19 protein-coding genes and 1 other annotated feature are annotated in these 20,148 nt (G+C 44.6%); of the genes, 6 read left to right on the forward strand and 13 right to left on the reverse strand.

Annotation, left to right across the window (positions count from 1 at the left end):
• Positions 1-23 precede the first annotated feature (23 nt).
• Positions 24-270: a binding site (T-box leader), on the forward strand.
• Between the two features lie 57 nt (positions 271-327).
• Both asnA and HC026_RS03100 read left to right on the forward strand, forming a co-directional pair.
• Positions 328-1,335 (forward strand): aspartate--ammonia ligase, encoded by a 1,008-nt coding sequence (asnA, locus tag HC026_RS03095; protein ID WP_168924530.1) that lies wholly within the window; start codon positions 328-330, stop codon positions 1,333-1,335.
• 749 nt (positions 1,336-2,084) lie between these two features.
• Positions 2,085-2,963 (forward strand): hypothetical protein, encoded by an 879-nt coding sequence (locus tag HC026_RS03100; RefSeq protein WP_168924531.1) that lies wholly within the window; start codon positions 2,085-2,087, stop codon positions 2,961-2,963.
• 69 nt (positions 2,964-3,032) lie between these two features.
• Here the strand turns inward: HC026_RS03100 and arsC are convergent, their stop codons facing one another.
• Both arsC and HC026_RS03110 read right to left on the reverse strand, forming a co-directional pair.
• Positions 3,033-3,443 (reverse strand): arsenate reductase (thioredoxin), encoded by a 411-nt coding sequence (arsC, locus tag HC026_RS03105; RefSeq protein ID WP_168924532.1) that lies wholly within the window; start codon positions 3,441-3,443, stop codon positions 3,033-3,035.
• Positions 3,444-3,661: 218 nt separating this feature from the next.
• On the reverse strand, positions 3,662-4,342 hold the full coding sequence (locus HC026_RS03110) for a hypothetical protein (protein ID WP_168924533.1): 681 nt from the start codon (positions 4,340-4,342) through the stop codon (positions 3,662-3,664).
• 223 nt (positions 4,343-4,565) lie between these two features.
• Here HC026_RS03110 and HC026_RS03115 point away from each other — a divergent pair, with 223 nt between their 5' ends.
• Positions 4,566-5,303: an SH3 domain-containing protein gene (locus HC026_RS03115; RefSeq protein WP_168924534.1), complete on the forward strand. Its 738-nt coding sequence runs from the start codon at positions 4,566-4,568 to the stop codon at positions 5,301-5,303.
• A gap of 107 nt (positions 5,304-5,410) precedes the next feature.
• Positions 5,411-5,953 carry a hypothetical protein gene (locus HC026_RS03120; protein ID WP_168924535.1) on the forward strand — a complete coding sequence of 181 codons (543 nt, stop codon included), beginning with the start codon at positions 5,411-5,413 and terminating at the stop codon, positions 5,951-5,953.
• A gap of 415 nt (positions 5,954-6,368) precedes the next feature.
• Here HC026_RS03120 and HC026_RS03125 read toward each other — a convergent pair whose 3' ends face one another.
• Together HC026_RS03125 and HC026_RS03130 are read right to left on the reverse strand one after the other, a co-directional pair.
• Positions 6,369-6,686 (reverse strand): HesB/YadR/YfhF family protein, encoded by a 318-nt coding sequence (locus tag HC026_RS03125; protein ID WP_168924536.1) that lies wholly within the window; start codon positions 6,684-6,686, stop codon positions 6,369-6,371.
• Positions 6,687-6,835: 149 nt separating this feature from the next.
• The gene (locus HC026_RS03130; protein ID WP_232843590.1) at positions 6,836-7,153 is read right to left on the reverse strand and encodes an HIT family protein; all 318 of its coding nucleotides are present in this window, start codon (positions 7,151-7,153) and stop codon (positions 6,836-6,838) included.
• 140 nt (positions 7,154-7,293) lie between these two features.
• Between HC026_RS03130 and HC026_RS03135 the strand changes: the two genes are divergently transcribed.
• Positions 7,294-8,070, forward strand: a complete 777-nt coding sequence (locus tag HC026_RS03135) for an acetoin reductase (RefSeq protein WP_168924537.1) — start codon at positions 7,294-7,296, stop codon at positions 8,068-8,070.
• A gap of 91 nt (positions 8,071-8,161) precedes the next feature.
• Here the strand turns inward: HC026_RS03135 and HC026_RS03140 are convergent, their stop codons facing one another.
• Positions 8,162-9,394, reverse strand: coding sequence for an S-layer protein (locus HC026_RS03140; RefSeq protein WP_168924538.1), 1,233 nt, complete (start codon positions 9,392-9,394; stop codon positions 8,162-8,164).
• Between the two features lie 154 nt (positions 9,395-9,548).
• A complete protein-coding gene (locus tag HC026_RS03145) occupies positions 9,549-10,418 on the reverse strand; it encodes a tyrosine-protein phosphatase (protein ID WP_168924539.1) in 870 nt (289 codons plus the stop codon).
• Positions 10,419-10,665: 247 nt separating this feature from the next.
• Here HC026_RS03145 and HC026_RS03150 point away from each other — a divergent pair, with 247 nt between their 5' ends.
• Positions 10,666-11,514 (forward strand): DMT family transporter, encoded by an 849-nt coding sequence (locus HC026_RS03150; protein WP_269814102.1) that lies wholly within the window; start codon positions 10,666-10,668, stop codon positions 11,512-11,514.
• Positions 11,515-11,564: 50 nt separating this feature from the next.
• Here the strand turns inward: HC026_RS03150 and HC026_RS03155 are convergent, their stop codons facing one another.
• The 7 genes from HC026_RS03155 to HC026_RS03185 form a co-directional block, all read right to left on the reverse strand.
• Entirely contained in the window at positions 11,565-14,135 is a 2,571-nt protein-coding gene (locus tag HC026_RS03155; protein WP_168924541.1) for an ABC transporter permease, read from the reverse strand.
• 5 nt (positions 14,136-14,140) lie between these two features.
• Positions 14,141-14,842 carry an ABC transporter ATP-binding protein gene (locus HC026_RS03160; RefSeq protein ID WP_168924542.1) on the reverse strand — a complete coding sequence of 234 codons (702 nt, stop codon included), beginning with the start codon at positions 14,840-14,842 and terminating at the stop codon, positions 14,141-14,143.
• A gap of 143 nt (positions 14,843-14,985) precedes the next feature.
• Positions 14,986-17,445 (reverse strand): phosphoketolase family protein, encoded by a 2,460-nt coding sequence (locus HC026_RS03165; RefSeq protein WP_168924543.1) that lies wholly within the window; start codon positions 17,443-17,445, stop codon positions 14,986-14,988.
• Between the two features lie 288 nt (positions 17,446-17,733).
• The gene (locus tag HC026_RS03170; protein WP_168924544.1) at positions 17,734-18,186 is read right to left on the reverse strand and encodes a DUF3021 domain-containing protein; all 453 of its coding nucleotides are present in this window, start codon (positions 18,184-18,186) and stop codon (positions 17,734-17,736) included.
• A complete protein-coding gene (locus HC026_RS03175; RefSeq protein WP_232843602.1) occupies positions 18,183-18,617 on the reverse strand; it encodes a LytTR family DNA-binding domain-containing protein in 435 nt (144 codons plus the stop codon). Before HC026_RS03175 ends, HC026_RS03170 begins: the two co-directional genes overlap by 4 nt.
• Positions 18,618-18,768: 151 nt before the next feature.
• Positions 18,769-19,278 (reverse strand): hypothetical protein, encoded by a 510-nt coding sequence (locus HC026_RS03180; RefSeq protein WP_168924546.1) that lies wholly within the window; start codon positions 19,276-19,278, stop codon positions 18,769-18,771.
• 175 nt (positions 19,279-19,453) lie between these two features.
• Complete coding sequence (locus HC026_RS03185) at positions 19,454-20,062, reverse strand: PepSY domain-containing protein (protein WP_168924547.1); 609 nt, start codon at positions 20,060-20,062, stop codon at positions 19,454-19,456.
• Positions 20,063-20,148 lie beyond the last annotated feature (86 nt).

Raw genomic sequence — 20,148 nt, forward strand, 5'->3', positions numbered from 1 at the left:
ATGGTAAGATACTGATTAGAGATTAAAAGACGTAGGAAAGACAAGTAAGACTAATCGAACTGTCAGTGAGTTGGGAGCGAGTGCGAACCCAATCAGTAATCGATTTTTCTGAATAACACTTTCTTAGTTGCGAGCTGAACCACTTAGCAGTAAGCTTCGCCGTTACCGAAACGTTACCATCGGAGCGTATGTTAGTACGCGTATTGAGGTGGCTTATCTATGGATAGGCAACTTGGGTGGTACCGCGAAATGAAGTCTTTCGTCCCTTGGTTAAGGGATAAAAGGCTTCTTTTTTTATTCCAAATCTATTTTAGAGGAGCGAGTACCTTGCATTTAACTATTCCAAAGTCATACGAACCAAAATTGAGTGTCCGCGAAACACAGACCGCTATCCGTTACATTCGGGAAACCTTTCAAGATGAATTCCGTAAAGAATTGAACCTGTCACGGGTTTCAACCCCAATGTTTGTTGAAAAGAAAACCGGTTTAAACGATAACTTGAACGGCGTTGAAACACCTGTCTCATTTACCATGAAGGACATGGGCGACGAACAAATCGAAATCGTCCACTCACTGGCTAAATGGAAGCGAGTTGCTTTGAAGCGTTATGGTTTCCCACTTCACGAAGGTCTTTACACCAACATGAACGCCATCCGTAAAGACGAAGACCTGGACAACTTCCATTCCGCTTACGTGGACCAATGGGACTGGGAAAAGGTCATCACTAAAGAAGAACGGACGATCGATACGTTGAAGAAGACGGTTCGTCAGATCTTCAAAGTCATCAAGCACATGGAACATGAAGTTTGGTACAAATTCCCAGAATCCGTTTATCACTTACCTGATGAAATTCACTTTGTTACCACTCAGGAATTGGAAGATCGTTGGCCAGATAAGACACCGATGGAGCGTGAAGATCTGATTGCTAAAGAACTTCGGTGCGTCTTCATCATGAAGATTGGTGGCGCTTTGAAGAGTGGTAAAAAGCATGATGGCCGGGCACCTGACTATGATGACTGGGAATTAAACGGCGATATCATCTTCTGGTACGAACCACTAGACCAAAAGATTGAAATCTCCAGCATGGGTATTCGGGTCGATGCCGAATCCATGAAGAAGCAACTAAAGATCGCTGGCGCCGAGGATCGTTTGAAGTTACCATATCACCAAATGGTCTTAAACGAAGAAGTCCCATACACGATCGGTGGCGGGATCGGCCAATCGCGGCTGTGCATGCTGCTGTTGGGTAAGGCTCACGTTGGTGAAGTGCAAGCATCTCTCTGGCCTCAAGATATGATTGATAAGTGTGAAGAAGCGGGGATTCATTTGTTATAGAGTGCGGAAGCAAGCGGTTAGAGAGCGGAGCCTAAGCTGATTGCGGTAAAAATCCCGGGTTTGGATTTATACCGTAATTGGCTTAGGTGCAGCTCTCTGCTTGCTGCAGCACGTTTCGGCTATGTAGCATTAGAGTGTGGAAGCAAGCGCTTAGAGACTGGAGCCTAAGGCGCTTTCGACAAAAATCCCGGTCTTGGATTTATGTCGGAAGTGCCTTAGGTGCAAGTCTCTGCTTGCTGGAGCACGTTTGAGTGCGGAAGCAAGCGCCTAGAGAGCGGAGTGTAAGGCGGGAAAGGCAAAAATCCCGAACTTGGATTTATTTCGGAAGTGCCTTAGGTGCAAGTCTCTGCTTGCTGGAGCACGTTTCAGCCATATAAAATCAAAACAGTGTCAGCAAAACGGTACCCTCAAGGTAGAAGCTAAGCCTTGAGGGTATCTTTTTACTCAGTGCTAATTTCCCGTTCCGCCAACCCAATTCCTCGAAGTGGGGTCGCTCCGAAGCTAGCACCTGCGCTGCGATCTTCTCCGTCTCCCGTAGTCGTAACCGAGCAAAGAACACTCGCTAACGACTACTCGCACCACGAGAAATTGGTTTGGCTCCACTCCCCTAGCTACTAGATGCTTACCTGCCCTGATTTAAAAGTTTGCATCACCAACTAAAGACCCCGGAATGACAACAGTTTGTCCGCAAAATGTAAAATTTACCAACGTTTTCACATGATATAATGAATCAAAAGAGGTGAAAAAACATGTCCATATCCAAAACGACAATCATACTTGCAATCGCGGCGCTTAGCGTCTTTGGCACCAACCAATATGTACATGGCAAAGCGGTCAGTCATCCGCATCGAACGGTGGTCAATCCAGATACATATGGCAATAACGACGGTGGTTTTGCCACCAACTGGTATCGGCTGAGGCACGCGACCAACGTGACGGTCACCTATTCATCAACCGCTAACTCCAACGCGGTCAGAAAACACTTGGAATTACCAAAGGGAACAATTATTGGTGCGCAGCGTTACCACCAGCAAGTGGCGCCTAAAAACGTTGCCTACACCTCCGGCTATATGACACCTAATCTCAGCTATCATTTAAAATCACATTTAGTTAATTCAAAAGTCTACGGTTTCGGAGCCGTTTCGTTTAAATTACCCGCCAAAAAAGTCCAGCAAATTGTCCGTCCCGCTTATGGGCTGCCTTACGGGAGCGGGACTTTATATTCCGGCGGCGTGGGTGCCATCAAGAGCCTCAACCGCAACGTGGATGCCATTAAGATATCGTCTGACGGCTACATTGAAACTTATCGTAATGAGCCTAAAAAGTACCCGTCATTTCTGGGAACGCTTGAGAGCCACTATCAGTCCAAGCCGAATGATTCGCAGCGAATCGTTCTTTCTGAAAAAACTGGTGACACGGTTCACCTGTACTACACGCACCACTTAGCTGGTGTCAATGATAAACGGGTGCACCACTCCGGTGACAAACAGTATCGGTTGACCATTACCAACCGGCACACACCTTATCAATACAACGATTCAGCTTACTCAAGCGGTAAGACGATCGCCAGCATCTATTCCGTAGATGGCAGCAACTACTTTACCATTATCGGTTCTGGACGGGAATAACTCAGAATAATTGTATTACCTAAAAATAGCGTCTGATATCAGTCCATCAACTGGTATCAAACGCTATTTTCATTTAAATAATTCACTGTTCTCGATTCGGTGATAAATCTCGTCCCGTACTTTCCGAAACGCCCGGAGCTTATCGGCATCACTGCCGGTAGCCTGTGCCGGATCCGGTAACGGCCAATGAACACGCTGAACCTGCGGCGGTGTCACCGGGCATCTATCACGGGCATCACCGCATAGCGTCACTACTACATCGCAGCTATTCAGGTAGTCAAGGTCAATGAGTTTAGAATACTGCTTTGAAATGTCGATACCGACCTCACCCATCACTTGAACCGCCATGGGATTCAGCCCGTGGGTTTCAACGCCCGCGCTTTGAACTTCCCACTGAGAGCCAAGTAACGTTCGCGCAAAGCCCTCCGCCATCTGGCTGCGACAAGAATTGCCGGTACATAGAAAGTAAACTCGTTTCATTGATCTCACCACCCTACTGTTCTATCTTCCCACAAATTATACCGAGAATCCTGGCAGAGTGCTAGTCTTTATCCTTGGGCTGATAAGCGTTGATCAAAATGCACCACTTAAAGATGTTGACGAAAACAGCGTTGGCATCATTCTTACTAAACCAGCAAATTAGAATATTTTGGATAATACGAAAACGTTCTGGCATGATTGTCGAAACGCTTTTTAACCTACTTCATATTCAAATATAAATTCTTTGATTGATCACCATAACTATACAAGGCAACAGAAAGCCTTGTATTCCCAAGCCGTGATGTCTGATGCTTAGTATGAGCTAGCAATTGAAACCCTTCAGACTTGCCTGGAGCCAGACCAGCTTCGCTAAACAGGACAGGACTCTTGCTAGTGCCTTTAGAGAAGTTAACGTCAAAGGTAGCTCGTGTGTACGACCTAGTTGCTCCTATTACTACACCCAAAATGTCGTTCTGGGTATATACTGGCGTAACATCCTCGTCTTCATCATAATCTGCGATATAATTCCGCCAATAAGCATTATCTGGTGAATTAGAATAGTTATATACCCGACCTGTTAGTTTAACCCAAGTCTGATAACGGGACACCTTCGGCGATACATGGAAAACGTAAGCATGGTAGAAAACAACCTTCCCAATTCTAGTCTCGGGAATGTAAGTAGTCTTCTTTGTTGCAGGATCATACCGAAAGTTAGTTGTATTGTAATAAGTCTTATTTAACGTGTATTTCTGGTAGCTAATTACTTTATGATGATAGGTTTTTGTCCCATTGTTGCCAAAATACGTAAATGAACTGGCATGAGCATCAACTGTTGAAGCAGCTGCTAAACCAAGTGTCATTGCAAATGCAGCAACGCAGATTTTTAACCATTTTTTCATTATCTTTATCTCCCCTTTATTGTGTTCTTCAACTTGATTATAGCATGCTGGTTAATTGAGAATAACAATATGCTTAGACCTGTTATTGAATCTTAAATTGAACGTAATTTTTCGGCACTAGTCGATTTAGGACCATAAAGAATCAATAAAATTCTACTTACTTAAATTGTTATAAGAATATGGATAGATTATAATTAAGTCGCTTTTAAGGGAGGACTACAAAATGAAATTAATCAAAAAACTCGGCTTATCATTAGTCATCGGCGGTGGCTTATTATTTGGCTTACCTGTAAATCAGACAACTGCCCATGCCAGCACTCACCTACGCTATTATGAAAACATTCCTAACCAGACAGTCTCAGTAACCAACAGCAACGCCAACGTATACAATAATGGTCATTTATCACGCAGAGTGGGTACTATGCGTAGCTATGGTACTAAAGTTGAAGCATACTATGCTGCTCACGTCACCAAAAACGGTAAAGCGTCAGTCTACTATAAATTCCGTGCTGGTAATCGCACTGGCTGGGTATGGCATGGTTACTTAAAGCCTTCAAAGCCATCGAATAGTAGTGAAAACTATCGGCAAGAAACGTTAGCCTTATTCCCTGGTGCTATTCCGGATCCAGCTCTACAAAAAGTAGCCAATACTGCTTCAAAGCTAATTACCAGCGACAGTTACGAATATTTCAAGTACCAACTACCAAGTGATGAAAAGACTAATTTTATTCTGTTAACAACTACTGGTGATGGATCACTAGATTCAACATTTAGGAACGGCAAGATATCCTACAACCAATATGCCACCCAGAATATGAACAAGACATTATCAGATCCTACTGAACCCTTTATACCTCATAATGAACACCTGACCGTAAACAGTTTTTCGGGCTGGAAAATCGCTATTTCGAAAGGATCAACACGATATCCATATGCTATGTTCGTACTACTGACCAAGTAAATACAAGAAGAGGAAGCCTCCTTTAATTGAGAGACTTCCTCTTCTACTACTGGGTTAATTATTCCCAATGAGTCTTAATTAACTGTATTAAAAGGAGAATATAGCTTATGAAAAAAGCTCTCGACGTCACAAGATACCTAAAGGAGCACAACAACGATGATACTGGAATATCAAAAAATGATTTGCAGCATCTTTCTAAAGTCAATAACGTTTCTTCGGAGAAAATCAAGCTTGAACTAAATCGTCAATTAAATTGGTTTCGGAATTTCAGCAACACAAATCCGCTTGATTATGGCGAAATTCTCACGACTGTCTTGAAAACTAACGGAGATCAAATGGTGATGAAATCAAACCCAAAAACCTTATTTGACATCATGACACCGTTTAATGTTGAAAAATATACTGATGTTACAAATCCACTATCAGATCAGGAATCGCTTTTAACTAATTACCATGGTGTGCTTACTACGGATACTGAGATTGCTAGCTTTCATTTATTTAATTCCTCAGAGGAGAATATTCCTATAGAGATTAATCTGACAGCGGATCAATATGATTATTCAATTGGTGACAACACACTAAAAACTGAAGAAGCTGTTACCTGGTTTGACCAGTATAGTCGCTGGCTTATCGGGTTCCCAATTAAATGAGGTATGTAATTGGTTAGAATACACAACGTTTTAAGATTTTTTTGATTTTGGGGCGTCTATTTGTCTTTTAATGTCGGGTTAATTTCCACCAAGATAGTTTTCAGTTGCTCTATCACATCTGACGGCTTTGGTCGAACTTCACAAACAAGTGGTTACCACGGTAAAACAATCAACGACTTTTCGGGATGGAAAATTGCTGTTGGTAAAGCTCCAGGCGTTTCAAGTTTGAAGTACTCAGGATTGGTATTTTTACTGAAACCCAACAACTAAAAAATCTGCACTGCTCTGTTTCTGGAATAATATAATTAACACAAAGAAGGCAGTTTGACCAACGCAAAAGATATGCAGGCTCTGGTGAGAAATATATATCGATAACTCAAAAAAGTCCTCAGCACATGCTGAGGACTTTTACTGTCTATAATTCACCGTTTTCCGTCCATTCATATTGAACGTTGTCGGGATCTTTTTCAGGATCATAATCAACATCTAGGTCGTAGCCCTTAAAGAACCAGAGGTCGTCTTCTTCGATATAGAATATGACCCCGTCCTTTTCTACTTTGACACCAAAGTTATGTGGCTGCAATTCTCTCGCTAAAGCAATTGAAAAGCCGTGATGAACTTTCGTGCGGCCATATAATTTACCATAAAAACGAATCGCTGCGCTTTGGTCCGGACCAACGTTCATTTCGTCTTCGAACCATTTTACTGCAGCATCGCTGATTTGTAGTTTCATTGAGATATCCTCCTTGGATAACCTGTTAAATGCATTTGATGTTCGTGTTATTCACACGTCAAGGATAATATACCATACCCACTCAGCAGTGTTAAAAAATATACTTGTGTTTTATTTAATTTGTGCACAATTTATATCTTCAATAACTTTTAAGCAACCGGTACCAAGTGAATATGAGCGTGGAACACTTTTTGAAAGGCTGCTTTACCAACGTGACTGAACACTTGATATCCACGAGGGTGATACTGTTTATCCAAGTAAGCTTTTGCTTGATCCATCAAATCAGTCATGGCAATCTGAACGTCTCGTGGCGCATCAAAGAACGTAACGAAATGTTCTTTAGGCACGATTAAAAAATGACCCGGTGCTACCGGATGGATATCAAAAAAGCCCTTGGCCAGGTCGTTCTCTAAAACAGCCGGCTTATTGCAAAAGACGCAGTTTTCATCAATCATTGATACAATCATTCCCCACCTGAATTATTCACCTTCCATTGTAACACCAAGTTAGCTTTAATTTTCCTGAGTTAGATTAGTTGTAAAAGCGCTTTCATTAACGTACAATCTAAGAGTGTTGTAATTTAAAACCTTTAGGAGGATCATTAATCATGACAAAAGTTGCAATGGTTACAGGCGCCGCACAGGGTATTGGTGCTGAAGTGAGCTTACATTTAGCAAAAGCAGGCTTCGATATTGCTGTAGCTGATTTACCGGCACAAGAAGAGAAGGCAAAATCAGTTATTTCAGATGTTGAAGCTGCTGGTCAAAAAGCAATTTTCGTTCCAGTCGACGTAACGGATCAGGAAGCTGTCTCAAAGGCAGTTGATCAAGCTGCTACCCAGTTAAATGGCTTTGATGTCATGGTTAATAACGCCGGGGTTGCTAAAGTTGATAAGTTTGAAGATATCAAACCAGCTGACCTGGAATTCAGCTACAAGATCAACGTCTTCGGCGTGATTTATGGGATTCAGGCAGCTGCTAAAAAGTTCAAGGAATTGAACGTCCCCGGCCGGATCATTAACGCTTCTTCCATTGCTGGGATGCACGCTTTCCCTGTTTGGGCAACCTATTCTTCAACTAAGGCAGCTGTGATCAGCATCACTCAAGCAGCCGCTCTAGAGTTTGCCCCTGCTCACATTAACGTGAACGCCTACGCACCAGGTGTCGTTGGTACCACTGGCATGTGGGATGAAATCGATGCTAAGATGTCAGAAATTAATGGCAAGCCGTTGGGACAAAACAAGAAGGACTACGTGGGGACCATTCCGCTAGGCCGGACGGTTGAGCCAAATGATATTGCCAACATGGTCACCTTCTTAGCCAGTCCAGAAGCTGAATTCATCACTGGTCAAACTTACGCTGTTGACGGTGGTGGCCTGCTTTAGAATAATTTGTTAAATAAGCAATAAAAAGAGGCGTACCGAGAAATGATTTCTCGGTACGCCTCTTTAGATTCTACTGAAACTCATTTTAACATTAGTAAGCAACGACTCTGTATGTGGCACGTACGTTAACGGTAGCACCATTATCGTTGGTAGTCGTTGCAGTGTCAGATGCACTGACGAACTGGTAGCTAGAACCAGAGTTGCTGATCAGGTTGGTCAAGTTAGCGTCCTGGATGATGTTTTGAACATCCTGAGCGGAAATCGTGTCACCAGCCTTAACCTGGAAGGCAGCCTTAGCACCCGAAGCGTCCAGCAGAGTTTGGTCAGCACTCTTCAAAGTGATTGCGTTACCCTGTTGGTCAACCAAGTTAACCTTAATGGCCTTAGTGGTGTCAGTGGCAGCAGCCTTAACGTAGTAAACCAGGGTGTCGCCGTCCTTAGCAACTGCAGCGTTGTCCCTGTTAGCTAAGGAAGCAGAACCGCCGTTGTTGTTGTCGTAAGGAACGTAGCCTGAAGGCACGCCGTTGACGATGCTGTTCAAGTTAGCCGTGGTCGTAACATTGGTGTAGGTCGCACTCTTGTCGAATGGTACGGAACCAGTGCCGACTTCTTTGCCAGTATCCTTATCAACGTAGCTGATCTTTACTTGGTTACCTTCTGGTACTTTGAGACCTAAGTTATAGATCCAGCCAGTGATGGATGGGTTCTGCTCATCCTTAACCTGGTAGTATACCCAGCCTTCACGGGTCTTAGTTTCAGCACCCGTAATGGTGAAGGTGTCTGTCGTATTGAACCCAGTGATCTTGTGAGCCTTGTATTGAGCGTACTTTGGATTATTCCAAAGAGTCCAATACGATGGCCGAGTCATGGTGTAGCCCGTAGTTACGGCAGGCATTGTAGCTGAACTGGTCGTTTGAGTGGAGGCAACCCCGCCACCAAACTGAGTCTTGTCTTTACCACCATAAATCCAGCCACGGTATCTGCCATCGAAGGAGACTACCTTGTAGTAAACCGAGCCACGGTTAGTAGTGGCAATTGAATAAGCACGGAAGTAATCATTTGACCTTGAAGAATTACCTAATCTGCCCATAGTTGAAGTTGACGCAACAACACGTGCACCAGCAGCGGTCCCGGCCTTAGTATACAAAGCATGGGTTCCATTTGGCACAACGTTACGGGTTTCTGGGGCCGTAGTAAGATACGAAGAGCTAGTAATATAAGCATATGATTTAGCATTAGCAGTTGTCGTCGCTAAGCCAGCTGCGCCAAGCATTGAAACAGCGGCTAAACCAACATACAAAGACTTTTTCAAACTAGATTTCATAAGCAATACACTCCTTTATAATTGAATCAATCCCTACTGCTAATCCCCTGATTAGCTACCTCTATTTTACCATGTAAACCGCTTTCATAAGTTAAGCTATTGTTAAGATTTGTTGATGACATTAACAAACGTGACATGAGATTGAAATACAGTCTTATTTCAGCAAATAATGCTGCCTCAATTGGGCAATATTGGACTTTGATAACCCCAGTCCCTTGGTCAAATAACCCTGGATAGACCCGTATCTTTTATCCGCAGCGTGATAGGCAGCATCCAGATAACTGCGCTTAACGATCAACGTGGCTTTTTTTCGGGCAAGGGCCTGTTTTGAAGCACCTTGATGTTTTAGGGCTGACAGCTGACCGTTGATTGATGCCTTATTATAGGTGTTCGAGGCTAAATAATCCTGATAGATCGTCTTTTGGGGAACACCCAGCGCAGTCAGGACCAACGCTGTTCCAAATCCCGTTCGGTCCTTGCCTTCGCTGCAGTGCCACAAAGTAGCCCGATTGCCGGGTGCCTTTAACAGTTGTAGAAATAACTGCCGGTAAGCGTGCCGGGCTTGAGCCGTAGTCACAAACGACTGATACATCTTCACCATTGATTTCGTGCCGCTGACTGCTGCCACGCGGTTAACGCTGACCATGGTTTTGTCAGAAACCACCGGCTCCTTCAAAAGCTGCACCCCTGGAATTTTGGCATCTGGCGTACGCGCTATGACGGCTGGCGTACGCAGATCAACAACCGTTTGAAGGTGATATCGGTGTTCCAGCAACTGCTTATCCTTATGGGTCAAGCTTGCTAGTTTGGCTGAACGCAGCAGTAATCGCGGTTTGACCTTCTGTTTGGTTGACGTCTGATAGCCGCCAAGGTCTCGGACGTTACGAGCGCCCTGCAATTTAATTTGATGGCTGGCCTGCACGGTCTCTACCGATGAAAAAGGCTGCGGAGTTGGTATTCCCATGCCAAGTGCTAAGCCAAGCACAGCCAGCAGCCCGATCATTAATTTTTTGATACTTCTCATGATTTACCCCTGTATTTTCAATAATCCCGAATTGTAAAAAAAATTGGATTTCATCTGATATTATGCCACTCTTGGGGTGGTACATTCACGTTTTAAGCTTTCACCTATTTTTCTCTCTATTACATTCTCACCGCATCCGCCTGAGAATTCTCATACCATTGAACCGTTGGTTAGTGTAAAATTGTACAGACATAAAATTTTTACAAAGAATGTTTTACATATGAATCGTCAACGTGCCTTTTGGTTAATGTTTCTGGTCACAGCTTCGTGGGGGGCATCCTATATGTGGATGAAAATTGCGCTCATCAGTGTTGCACCCCTGTTTCTGGTTGGCCTGCGCTTTACCGTGGCGTTTCTTGCCACACTCATTATTTTCGCGAGAATATTAAAACGCCCATCCCGCGGCGAAGCACTAGCCAGTTTTATCTTGGGAACACTTCTGTTTTGTGCTTTCACCTTTGTGATGATCAGCCTGCGGCACACGGCCGCTTCCACTGCCGGCTTTCTGCTGAGTACTACTACCGTCTTCGTGGCGATCTTTGAAGCCGTGCTCAAAAAGCGGTTTCCCCGCTTAAGTACGATCATTACCACCGTTCTGGTGGTTCTGGGATTATACTTACTTGTCGCTAACGGGGCCGGACTAAAGTTGGACTTCAACGCTTTGCTGTGCGTGATTTGTGCAGCAATCTATGCCGTTTATATCATGGCTTCTGACATTCTGGCAAAAAGGCAGCTCGTCACCTTTAGTGTCAGTATCTGGCAACTGGGAGTCGCCGGCGCGGAAGGCCTACTATTCGGTGGCTTCATGAACGGTATCACACTACCGCAATCCGCTTCTCAGTGGGGCACCGTTTTAGCCCTTGGTTTGATCTGCAGTGCCTTTGGCTTTGTGGCGCAAACTCAGGTTCAAAACTACTTGGCACCAAATACCGTCAGTTTGATCTATTCCTTGGAACCAATTTTCTCCGCCATTTTTGCTTACTTCACCCTTGGCGAAATCTTATCATCTCAACAGTACCTAGGTGCTGCCATCATGTTTCTCAGCGTGGTAGCTTCAGAAATCGTGAAGGCCCATTCGCCGCAGTCAGATAGCTAATTTAATCACGTAAAAGTGCCAGTTCATTATTGAACTGACACTTTTATTCTCTAGTTCTCTTTTAGTGCTTCTACCATATCCACGTGCTTGAGTTTCTGGTGTGTCACCCACATGACAATCAATGTAAAGGCCACCATTAACAGCGTGGCCACGACGTACCCTGGCCAGCGAATGATCACCGGGAACACGACCTGAGAAGTGGTTGCCTGGTTCAGAATAAAACTCAGTAGCCCCCAACCAGCGCCATAACCCAAGATGATACCGAAGACCGTCAGCAAAATATTCTCCCGCGACACATACATGGTCACTTCATTATCAAAGAAACCCAGTACTTTCACAGTGGACAGCTCGCGGATCCGCTCCGAAATATTGATATTCGTCAGGTTATACAGAACGACAAACGACAAAACACCTGATAGTAAAATCATAATCAAAACGATCACGTTCATGGAACTGCTCATGGTTTTGATGGTAGTTTTTTGATCTGACGCAAAGCTGGTGCCAAGTGCCCCACCATGTTTCAGCAGTTGCCGTGCCAGCTGATTTTGCTGCTGACTAGACTGGCCGGTTAACTTGACGAACAGCGTATTCACTGTCGGTTTCTGATTAAACGCGTTGCGATAGGCCGCGGGACTCATGTATGCGAATACCCCCATATAATTAGGTGTCACTGCCGTTACCTTTAAATTGGCATGCTGCCCATTTGAAGCAGTGAAGCTTACCTGATCACCTGCTTTGACACCTAACTGGGAAGCAATTTTCTTGCAGATCACCACCCCGTTTGGATTTAGGGAATGACTCAGCGTGACGTATTTTTTGAACTGCTGCTGATTCTTTGGTGTCACCAGATTAACGTCGCCGATTTGATCAGCATTAGCTTTCACCTTACCAGTGGTTAAATTGACTTTGCTGGCGCCACGATAATGGTCTGATTGATTCAGTACCTGCATTGTCTTTTGACTCTGATCATCATGAGCCAGCGACACGGTAGCTGAATAGTGGAAAATCTGGCCATACTGCTGCGTTGCAGTGGAACTGATCGAGTCATTCAGACCAAATCCGGTCAAAATCAGCGCGGTTCCGCCAGCAATCCCAATAATCGTCATCCACATCCGGCTTTTATACCGAAACAGATTCCGGTAAGACACCTTTTGATTAAAGCTCAACCGACGCCACAATGGTGCAATCCGTTCCATTAAAATGCGTTTTGCGGACTTCGGTGCCCGTGGCCGCATTAAGTCGGCGGGCTTTTCAGCTAACTCGCGCCGCACTACAATCACCGCAGCGCCTACCGTGGCTAACAGTGAAAAGGCCACTGCCAGTGCGATAACCGCCCACATCATCGGCACCGAAGTGTTTAACGGAATGGTCATGTGGTACATCGAAATCACTAACCGCGGTAACGTAACGTTACCAATTGCGCTGCCCAGAATGGCACCAATCAAGCCGGCCATTAAAGCATAGCTCAAATAGTTTCGGGCAATTGTCCACTTGGTATACCCCAGTGCTTTGAACGTCCCAATTTGCCGCCGGGCTTCCTCCACCATCCTTGTGATCGTAGTAAACGTGATCAGCGCCGCAATGAGGAAGAAGAAAACCGGAAAAACGTTGGCAATGGCGGCAATTCGATCCGAAGTATCACCAAACGACGTAAACCCAGGCAAGTCCTCGCGGGTCTGCCAGGTATAGGTAGTTCGGGTCTTGGCGGTAGCCTGTTGCAACGCTATGTTGAGCTTCTTTTGATTTTCAATTAGAGCTTTTTGTTGCTGCTGAAGCGTCCTTGAATTTCCGGTGACTTGTTTCATCTGTGCTAACTGCTTGCTAGCCTGAGTTAATTTTTGCTGCCGCGGCGCAAAGACCTGCTTCACGTTAGCTGATAGCTGCTGATTGCGCTCCTTCGCTCTTGGTTTGAAGGCTATTTTCAGTGCCCGCACTTTCTTAGCCACCGCATTCTGATAGTCATGATTAAATGAGCTCATATCCTGCAATGATCTAAACCGAACGGATAGCATTGTCGCCGCGGGAAGCTTCAGCTGTTGCGGCTGCAAGTACGCAAAGTAGCGCACCGTCCCGTCACCAACGTTAGCCGAGCCGCGGGTGCTGTAGTCAATGTAGCGCGGTGAGTCAGCGAAACCGACGATTTGATAGGTTCTTTGCTTAAGGTTCGCCTGTTTGTTAAATCGATACGTATCACCTAGTCGATAACCATAGTCCTGCTTGGCCCGTTCATCCAGCACGATTTGATCCGCACCATGAGGCAAATGACCGCTGCGTATCTTCAGTTGATTCTGCTTTAAACTTTGCTGATAACCATAAAGAGCCACCACATCCTCATTCTTGCCACCGGTAACGTATTTGAACTTACTGATTTCCGCCCGCGCGCCGTTTACCTTCTCGGCCGTTGTAACGTCTTTTGGGGTAAAACCAGTGGTAGAAAATAACTGAACATCGCTTAAATGCTGCGTCTTCACCGTGGTATCCAAGGAGTCATTCAGACTGGGGCCAGCGGCTTTAACTCCCACGAAGATCAGCGCCCCTAAAAGGATGATCAGAATAATCGCGATAAACCGCCCTTTGTTGGCAGCAATCTCCCGCCACATATTTTTTGTCATTGGCTTCATGTCAATCACCACTCAATCTGCTCAACGGGAACTGGCGCTGGATTATCTTCTACGGAGCGCACCTGGGCATCATTGATGTGAATCACCCGGTCAGCCATTTTCGCAATCGCCGCGTTATGGGTAATGATGACCACGGTTTTGTCGTCGCGCTGACTGGCCGTTTGAAGCAGACTCAAAACTTGCTTACCGGTCTGATAGTCCAGTGCACCAGTGGGTTCATCGCACAATAATAGTTTGGGATTCTTAGCTAATGCCCGGGCAATGGCCACTCGCTGCTGCTCCCCACCGGAGAGTTGGGAAGGAAAGTTATCTAGCCGATTACCCAATCCCACTTCGCGAAGAGTTTCTTCCGCATCTAAAGCGTCGTCCACAATTGAATTAGCCAGCTCCACGTTTTCCTTGGTCGTCAGATTCGGTATCAGGTTATAAAATTGAAAAACAAACCCAACATCGCTACGACGGTATGCTGTTAACTGACGATCATTGAATTTAGCAATGTCCACGCCGTCAATCAACACTGAGCCGCTAGTGGGTGTATCCATGCCGCCTAAAATATTCAGTACCGTTGATTTACCGGCACCACTAGGGCCTAAGATCACCGTTAACTGCCCTTGCTCACAGGTAAAGTTCAATTGGTTGTTGGCGATAATTTTAGTTTCGCCCATTTGATAAATTTTCGATTCGTTTTGCACTTCGATGTAACTCATACGCAGCCACCCCATTTAATTCTTCTACTATTGAGTATCTCTTGACTGGAGTAAAAATTCAAGTTGGATTTTTACGAAAAAAAAGCACCGACCCATTTCTGAGTCGGTGCTTTTTCAAATGTTCATGTGATCTGTTGAAGAAATTACTTCTTCAATGGAGTCCATTGCCATTTAGTGAATTCTTCAATATCGCGACCTTCATCACGAGTAACCTTGAAGTGTTTTGCTAAGATGTCATCCATCTTCTTGTCGAAGGCTTTACCGGCGGCTGCGTCGATAACACCCTTTTCAATCAATGTGTTAACAGCATCTTTAGCTTGGTTGAAACGATCAAGTTCAGAGTATACACGCATGTCGTAAGCAGTGGTGATGTCACCATCTTCACGATAACCATGGACGTGTAAGCCTAAGTGTTGACGTTCGTAGAAGATTGATTCGATCAAATCTTCGTAACCGTGGAAGCCAAAGACAACTGGAGTGCCTGATTGACCGAATAATGAACTGAACTTGTCATCTGATAATGCACGTTCTGCGTTCAGAGGGCCGTTCTTCTTTTGAAGACGTCCAAGTTCAACAACGTTGACATAACGCATCTTAACTGATGGGAATGCATCGTTGATCAAGTCAATAGCAGCTAAGGTTTCGATTGTTGGTTCAACACCAGCTGAAGCAAAGACGATATCAGCATCTTCACCTTCAGCAACAGTTGAAGCCCAATCAATAGCCTTGATACCTTCCGTAGCTAATTCTTCAGCTTCATCGATTGAGAACCATTGTTGACGAGGTTGCTTAGAAGCAACAATGTGGTTAACCTTTTGACGGTCACGGAAGGCACGGTCAAAGACAGCTAACAACGTGTTACCATCGGCTGGAAGATATTGACGGATAAAGTCAGACTTCTTTTCAGCCAAGTGGGTAAGCATACCTGGGTCTTGGTGGGTATAACCGTTGTGATCTTGTTGGAACACAGTTGAAGTTGAGATCAAGTTCAATGATGGGTAATCGTTACGCCATGGTTCTGCAGCTGCTTGGCGGATCCACTTGAAGTGTTGAGTCGTCATTGAGTCAACTACTCGCAAGAATGATTCGTAAGAAGCGAAGATCCCTTGACGACCAGTCAAAGTGTAACCTTCAAGCCAACCTTCAGCTTGGTGTTCTGACAATTGAGCATCTAAGATACGGCCTTCTGGGGCTTCGTATTGGTCATTAGGTTCCTTGACCTTGCTCATCCATTGACGGTTAGTCATCTTGAACATATCCCAGAGACGGTTTGACATGGTTTCGTCAGGGCCGAATACACGGAATGATGTTGGGTTCTTAGTAGCAACGCCAGCAAAGAATGAAGAAAGAACGTTCATATCCATGTTACGGTTGCCATCTGGTAATTGAGTACCGCGGTTGTTTTCGTTGATGTCGTTAGCTAAGCTCTTCCAGTCAGGTAAGTCAAGCATAGCAGGCTTTTCGCCACGACGACGGCCACCATTAGCAATTGGGTTGGCTGCCATCCGCTTGTCGCCCTTAGGAGCAAAGTCAGCAACTTCGGCCTTCAATGAACCATCAGTGTTGAATAATTCTTCTGGCTTGTATGAGTTCATCCAAGCTTCGAATTCTGGTAATTCAGCAAGGTTCTTTTGGCTCAAACCAAGTGGAACTTGGTGAGCACGGAATGAGTTTTCGATTGGTTCGCCAGCTGGGTTGTGTGTAGGACCGCCCCAACCTTTAGGCAAACGAGCGATAACAACAGGCCAAGCTGGAATAGTACCATCTTCGTACTTGCCGTTTTCGCGAGCATCTTTTTGGATTTGTTGGATATCAGCAATAGCTTGATCAAATAACTTAGCAGCTTTTTCGTGGTAAGTCATGTAATCATGGATATCATCGTTTTCAAGGAAACGAGGTGACCAGCCAAGACCTTCGAAGAACTTAGCGATGTTTTCGTCGCTCATCCGACTGAAGAGAGTTGGGTTGGAAATCTTGAAGCCGTTTAAGTCAAGAATTGGTAAAACGGCACCATCGTTCTTAGGGTTCAAGAACTTGATTGAGTTCCAAGCAGTCATAGCAGGACCGGTTTCAACTTCACCATCACCAACAACAGTAAAGGCGATTTGGTCTGGGTTATCCAGAACGGCACCAGTTGCGTGTGAAAGTGAGTAACCAAGTTCGCCACCTTCATGAAGTGAGCCAGGAGTTTGAGCAGTCATGTGGGAACCAATTCCACCTGGGAATGAGAACCGCTTGTAAAGACGTGACATACCTTCAAGGTCCTGAGTAATTTCTGGGTAGGCGTCGGTGTAAGTACCGTCCAAGTATGAGTTAGTAACCATAACTTGGCCACCATGACCGGGACCACCAATATAGAACATGTTCAAACCGTACTTGTTGATCAAACGGTTGGCATGGGCATACAGGAACGTTTGTCCTGAAATAGTACCCCAGTGACCAATTGGCTTAACTTTTACGTCGTCCGCTTGGATTGGTGTGTTAGTAACTGAGAACAATGGGTTGTTCTTCAGGAAGATCATCCCACCTGAAAGATAGGTTGTAGCGCGCCACCAGGCGTCAACTTTTTCCAAGTATGACTTGGAATCATAATCTACTGCCATGAAATTATACACTCCTTCATTTAAATAGCTTTACTTCTGACAACTAACGATAAATCGTTATGGTCTTTTGCTTAGTTAATAATACCAATTTTCAACAAAAAGTCAACAACTTTTTAAATTGATACGGTCCAATTGTTAAAAATGGAATATCGCTCGCATTTTCATGTTCAGCAAAAGTTTGAAACCACCCCGCTATATCGTGCTTAAATCATACTATGGATGGAAGAAATGTGATAGTTAATTTTCAATTAATTCACGAAATATTTTTGCAGGTGAGTTTCACTCATTTTAACTATCTTTTTGCGACAATAACTGATTGAGCCGACGAACCTTCGCTTTGGCAATCTGCATGGAGATAAACCACGTAATGACGTAAATAATCACAAATTCAATGGTGTAACTAATCAAATAGTTTTGGACTGGAAACCAATCTGCAATAATGGCTAAAGGTGTAAAGCACGCATAGGTGATAACGAAGTGCACCACTGTTTGTCGGGTGATGCTCCACTGGCTTCTCTCGAAAATTAAATAACTGGCAACATCGAAAACGATACCTATCAGTGCCCACAGTCCGGCTGAGGCAAGGGTCGCCATCAAATTATTGCTGAACCGATCAACAAACGCTGGTGTTGAGGGCATGAATATCGTGGTTTGATTCAGCAGTGAAAAAACTAACGCTATGATAAAGCCGATGGTGACACCAACTATTGCGCCTGAGATGACACGTACAATGATTTTCATTTCAAGAAGGCCTCCTTAATTTGTTTAACGTAGCGTCTGGACGTATAGGTACTGGCGCCTGTAGTCAAGTTAATCTGATAACTGCCGCTACTAGTTAACGAGAATGACTGAATCGCTGATTGGTTGATAATTTCCGCATTGGAAACAGAAATAAATGTTGACCCCGCAAGCTGGTTTCTTAACTCATACATCCGTTGACGTACCCGGTAAGTTCCCGTCGTGGTTTCGCAAACCACGTGCTTATCTTTGGTGTAAAACCGAATGATCTGATAGAACGGCACGACAATTTGGCGGTTATCTTGATAGCCGATGATGGTCATCTTATTGACCAACCGATCGATTTCAATCGATAGCTGAATTAATTCCTGACTCTCCTTTTGTGCGTTGATACTAATTGATGGTGTGACAAATTTCTTAGCTAGATTGAACATGATTTCCACTTTATCCCCCTCCTTTCAAAATCAGTCTATCCGCATTCTCTTGTAATAGCTAGTTAGCTAGAATAACCGGTCTATTTTGCTCGATAAGTGGTCAAAAAAAGGCCGCAAGTGATTACCTGCGACCTTTGAATTCAACTTTAGTCTAATAGTGATACGAGCCGTCCGCTTTCACGGAAACGGTTTGCTGCCCTTTATGCAGATACGTTTTATGATGTGTCATGATCATCGCTGATTTCAGTTTTGAACCCGTAACGTTCCATAGCAGAACGGATTGCGTCTTACCATTTACCTTGTGAGTGGTCTTGCGAAAATACATGTAGTCCGACTTACTCCAGCCATGGATCGCCTGGTTTTTGTTTTTGGCAAGCTTTTCAGCAGTACCAATGTTGATTCGATACCAGCCATGAACTTTGCTGATTTTAGGCAGGTAGCCAAAGTTGCCTGTGCCTACGGGAAAGGATCCCCAGAAAAGCTTGTGCGTTGTAAAGTTAACTTCCTGTCCTGCCGATTTCCCCTGGTAATGCCCAGTTGTCCAGTACCACGTGCCACGAACGGACTTGGCCGTTGTCCCGTAGCTGCTTGCATTGGCAGCCACACCAGTTATCGCAAAGCTGCCGATCGTTATTGCGGCAGTAAGTAGCCATCTTTTCATCAACAATCACCTCATTTAAAATTTAATATACACACTTATAATTTCCTGTGCAAGTTCTTTACAGCCCTATTAAGTGATGGCTTGGATGAATTCAATCTTAAACGCTAAGATGGGAAGCTACTCAGATTGTACTGCACAAAAAAATCCCCGTAAATCCAATTACGAGGATACCTATTTAATCGTCATTTTCCACAGTAATCACCCTACCCGACTGAGCATCGAGCTTCACTTGAGTTTCCTGTCCCTGGTGTTCAAACTGGATCTCCCAGTGTGTCTGTTCGCTTTCCTTGTCAAGTGAGGCCTCCGTCGCTGTTTGGCCCTTTGCTTTTGGCTGGGCGATGTTCACCGCACGGGTCAAACCAATCAGGTTATTCAGATCCAGCGCTTCCTGGCGCTTCACACCGTTAGCTTCATCCGCATCCAACCGTTCACTGGTCTTAGAAATAACTTTACCAGTATTCGCATCTAGTTTAAGGGTGTACTCGCGGCTGTCATCAGCGCCCTCCACTTCATAGCGAAACTGCCCAAGCTCTTGTTCAACGGACAGATCAGTAATCTCAGAATTGGCAAAAGTTTTCTGATACGTTTTGATAGCTGTTCCTACTGAAACTTTCACTTGGCTCACATCTTTCTGAGCAGTTGTCTGCTTGACGCTTTGTGAGCTGCTACTAGAAGCAGTAGAAGAAGACGCACTATCTTGACTAGACTTTGAGCCATTGTTGGACCCGCATCCCACCAGCATTAGTGAGGCAAAGGAAACTGCGAGAATAACTTTAAGGTTCATCGGTAACATCCTTCCTATGGTATGGCAAAATGATTATCGGCTGACTTCATTACACATATACTCGTACAATATTAGTTTATCGATAG

The organism is Secundilactobacillus angelensis, from assembly GCF_012641075.1.
Lineage (GTDB): Bacteria > Bacillota > Bacilli > Lactobacillales > Lactobacillaceae > Secundilactobacillus > Secundilactobacillus angelensis.

Coding starts and splice junctions, on each gene's coding strand:
- HC026_RS03100 (WP_168924531.1), top strand. CDS start 2,085: ATGTCCATATCCAAAACGACAATCATACTTGCAATCGCGGCGCTTAGC.
- arsC (WP_168924532.1), bottom strand. CDS start 3,443: ATGAAACGAGTTTACTTTCTATGTACCGGCAATTCTTGTCGCAGCCAG.
- HC026_RS03110 (WP_168924533.1), bottom strand. CDS start 4,342: ATGAAAAAATGGTTAAAAATCTGCGTTGCTGCATTTGCAATGACACTT.
- HC026_RS03115 (WP_168924534.1), top strand. CDS start 4,566: ATGAAATTAATCAAAAAACTCGGCTTATCATTAGTCATCGGCGGTGGC.
- HC026_RS03120 (WP_168924535.1), top strand. CDS start 5,411: ATGAAAAAAGCTCTCGACGTCACAAGATACCTAAAGGAGCACAACAAC.
- HC026_RS03125 (WP_168924536.1), bottom strand. CDS start 6,686: ATGAAACTACAAATCAGCGATGCTGCAGTAAAATGGTTCGAAGACGAA.
- HC026_RS03130 (WP_232843590.1), bottom strand. CDS start 7,153: ATGATTGTATCAATGATTGATGAAAACTGCGTCTTTTGCAATAAGCCG.
- HC026_RS03135 (WP_168924537.1), top strand. CDS start 7,294: ATGACAAAAGTTGCAATGGTTACAGGCGCCGCACAGGGTATTGGTGCT.
- HC026_RS03140 (WP_168924538.1), bottom strand. CDS start 9,394: ATGAAATCTAGTTTGAAAAAGTCTTTGTATGTTGGTTTAGCCGCTGTT.
- HC026_RS03145 (WP_168924539.1), bottom strand. CDS start 10,418: ATGAGAAGTATCAAAAAATTAATGATCGGGCTGCTGGCTGTGCTTGGC.
- HC026_RS03150 (WP_269814102.1), top strand. CDS start 10,666: ATGTTTCTGGTCACAGCTTCGTGGGGGGCATCCTATATGTGGATGAAA.
- HC026_RS03155 (WP_168924541.1), bottom strand. CDS start 14,135: ATGAAGCCAATGACAAAAAATATGTGGCGGGAGATTGCTGCCAACAAA.
- HC026_RS03160 (WP_168924542.1), bottom strand. CDS start 14,842: ATGAGTTACATCGAAGTGCAAAACGAATCGAAAATTTATCAAATGGGC.
- HC026_RS03165 (WP_168924543.1), bottom strand. CDS start 17,445: ATGGCAGTAGATTATGATTCCAAGTCATACTTGGAAAAAGTTGACGCC.
- HC026_RS03170 (WP_168924544.1), bottom strand. CDS start 18,186: ATGAAAATCATTGTACGTGTCATCTCAGGCGCAATAGTTGGTGTCACC.
- HC026_RS03175 (WP_232843602.1), bottom strand. CDS start 18,617: ATGTTCAATCTAGCTAAGAAATTTGTCACACCATCAATTAGTATCAAC.
- HC026_RS03180 (WP_168924546.1), bottom strand. CDS start 19,278: ATGAAAAGATGGCTACTTACTGCCGCAATAACGATCGGCAGCTTTGCG.
- HC026_RS03185 (WP_168924547.1), bottom strand. CDS start 20,062: ATGAACCTTAAAGTTATTCTCGCAGTTTCCTTTGCCTCACTAATGCTG.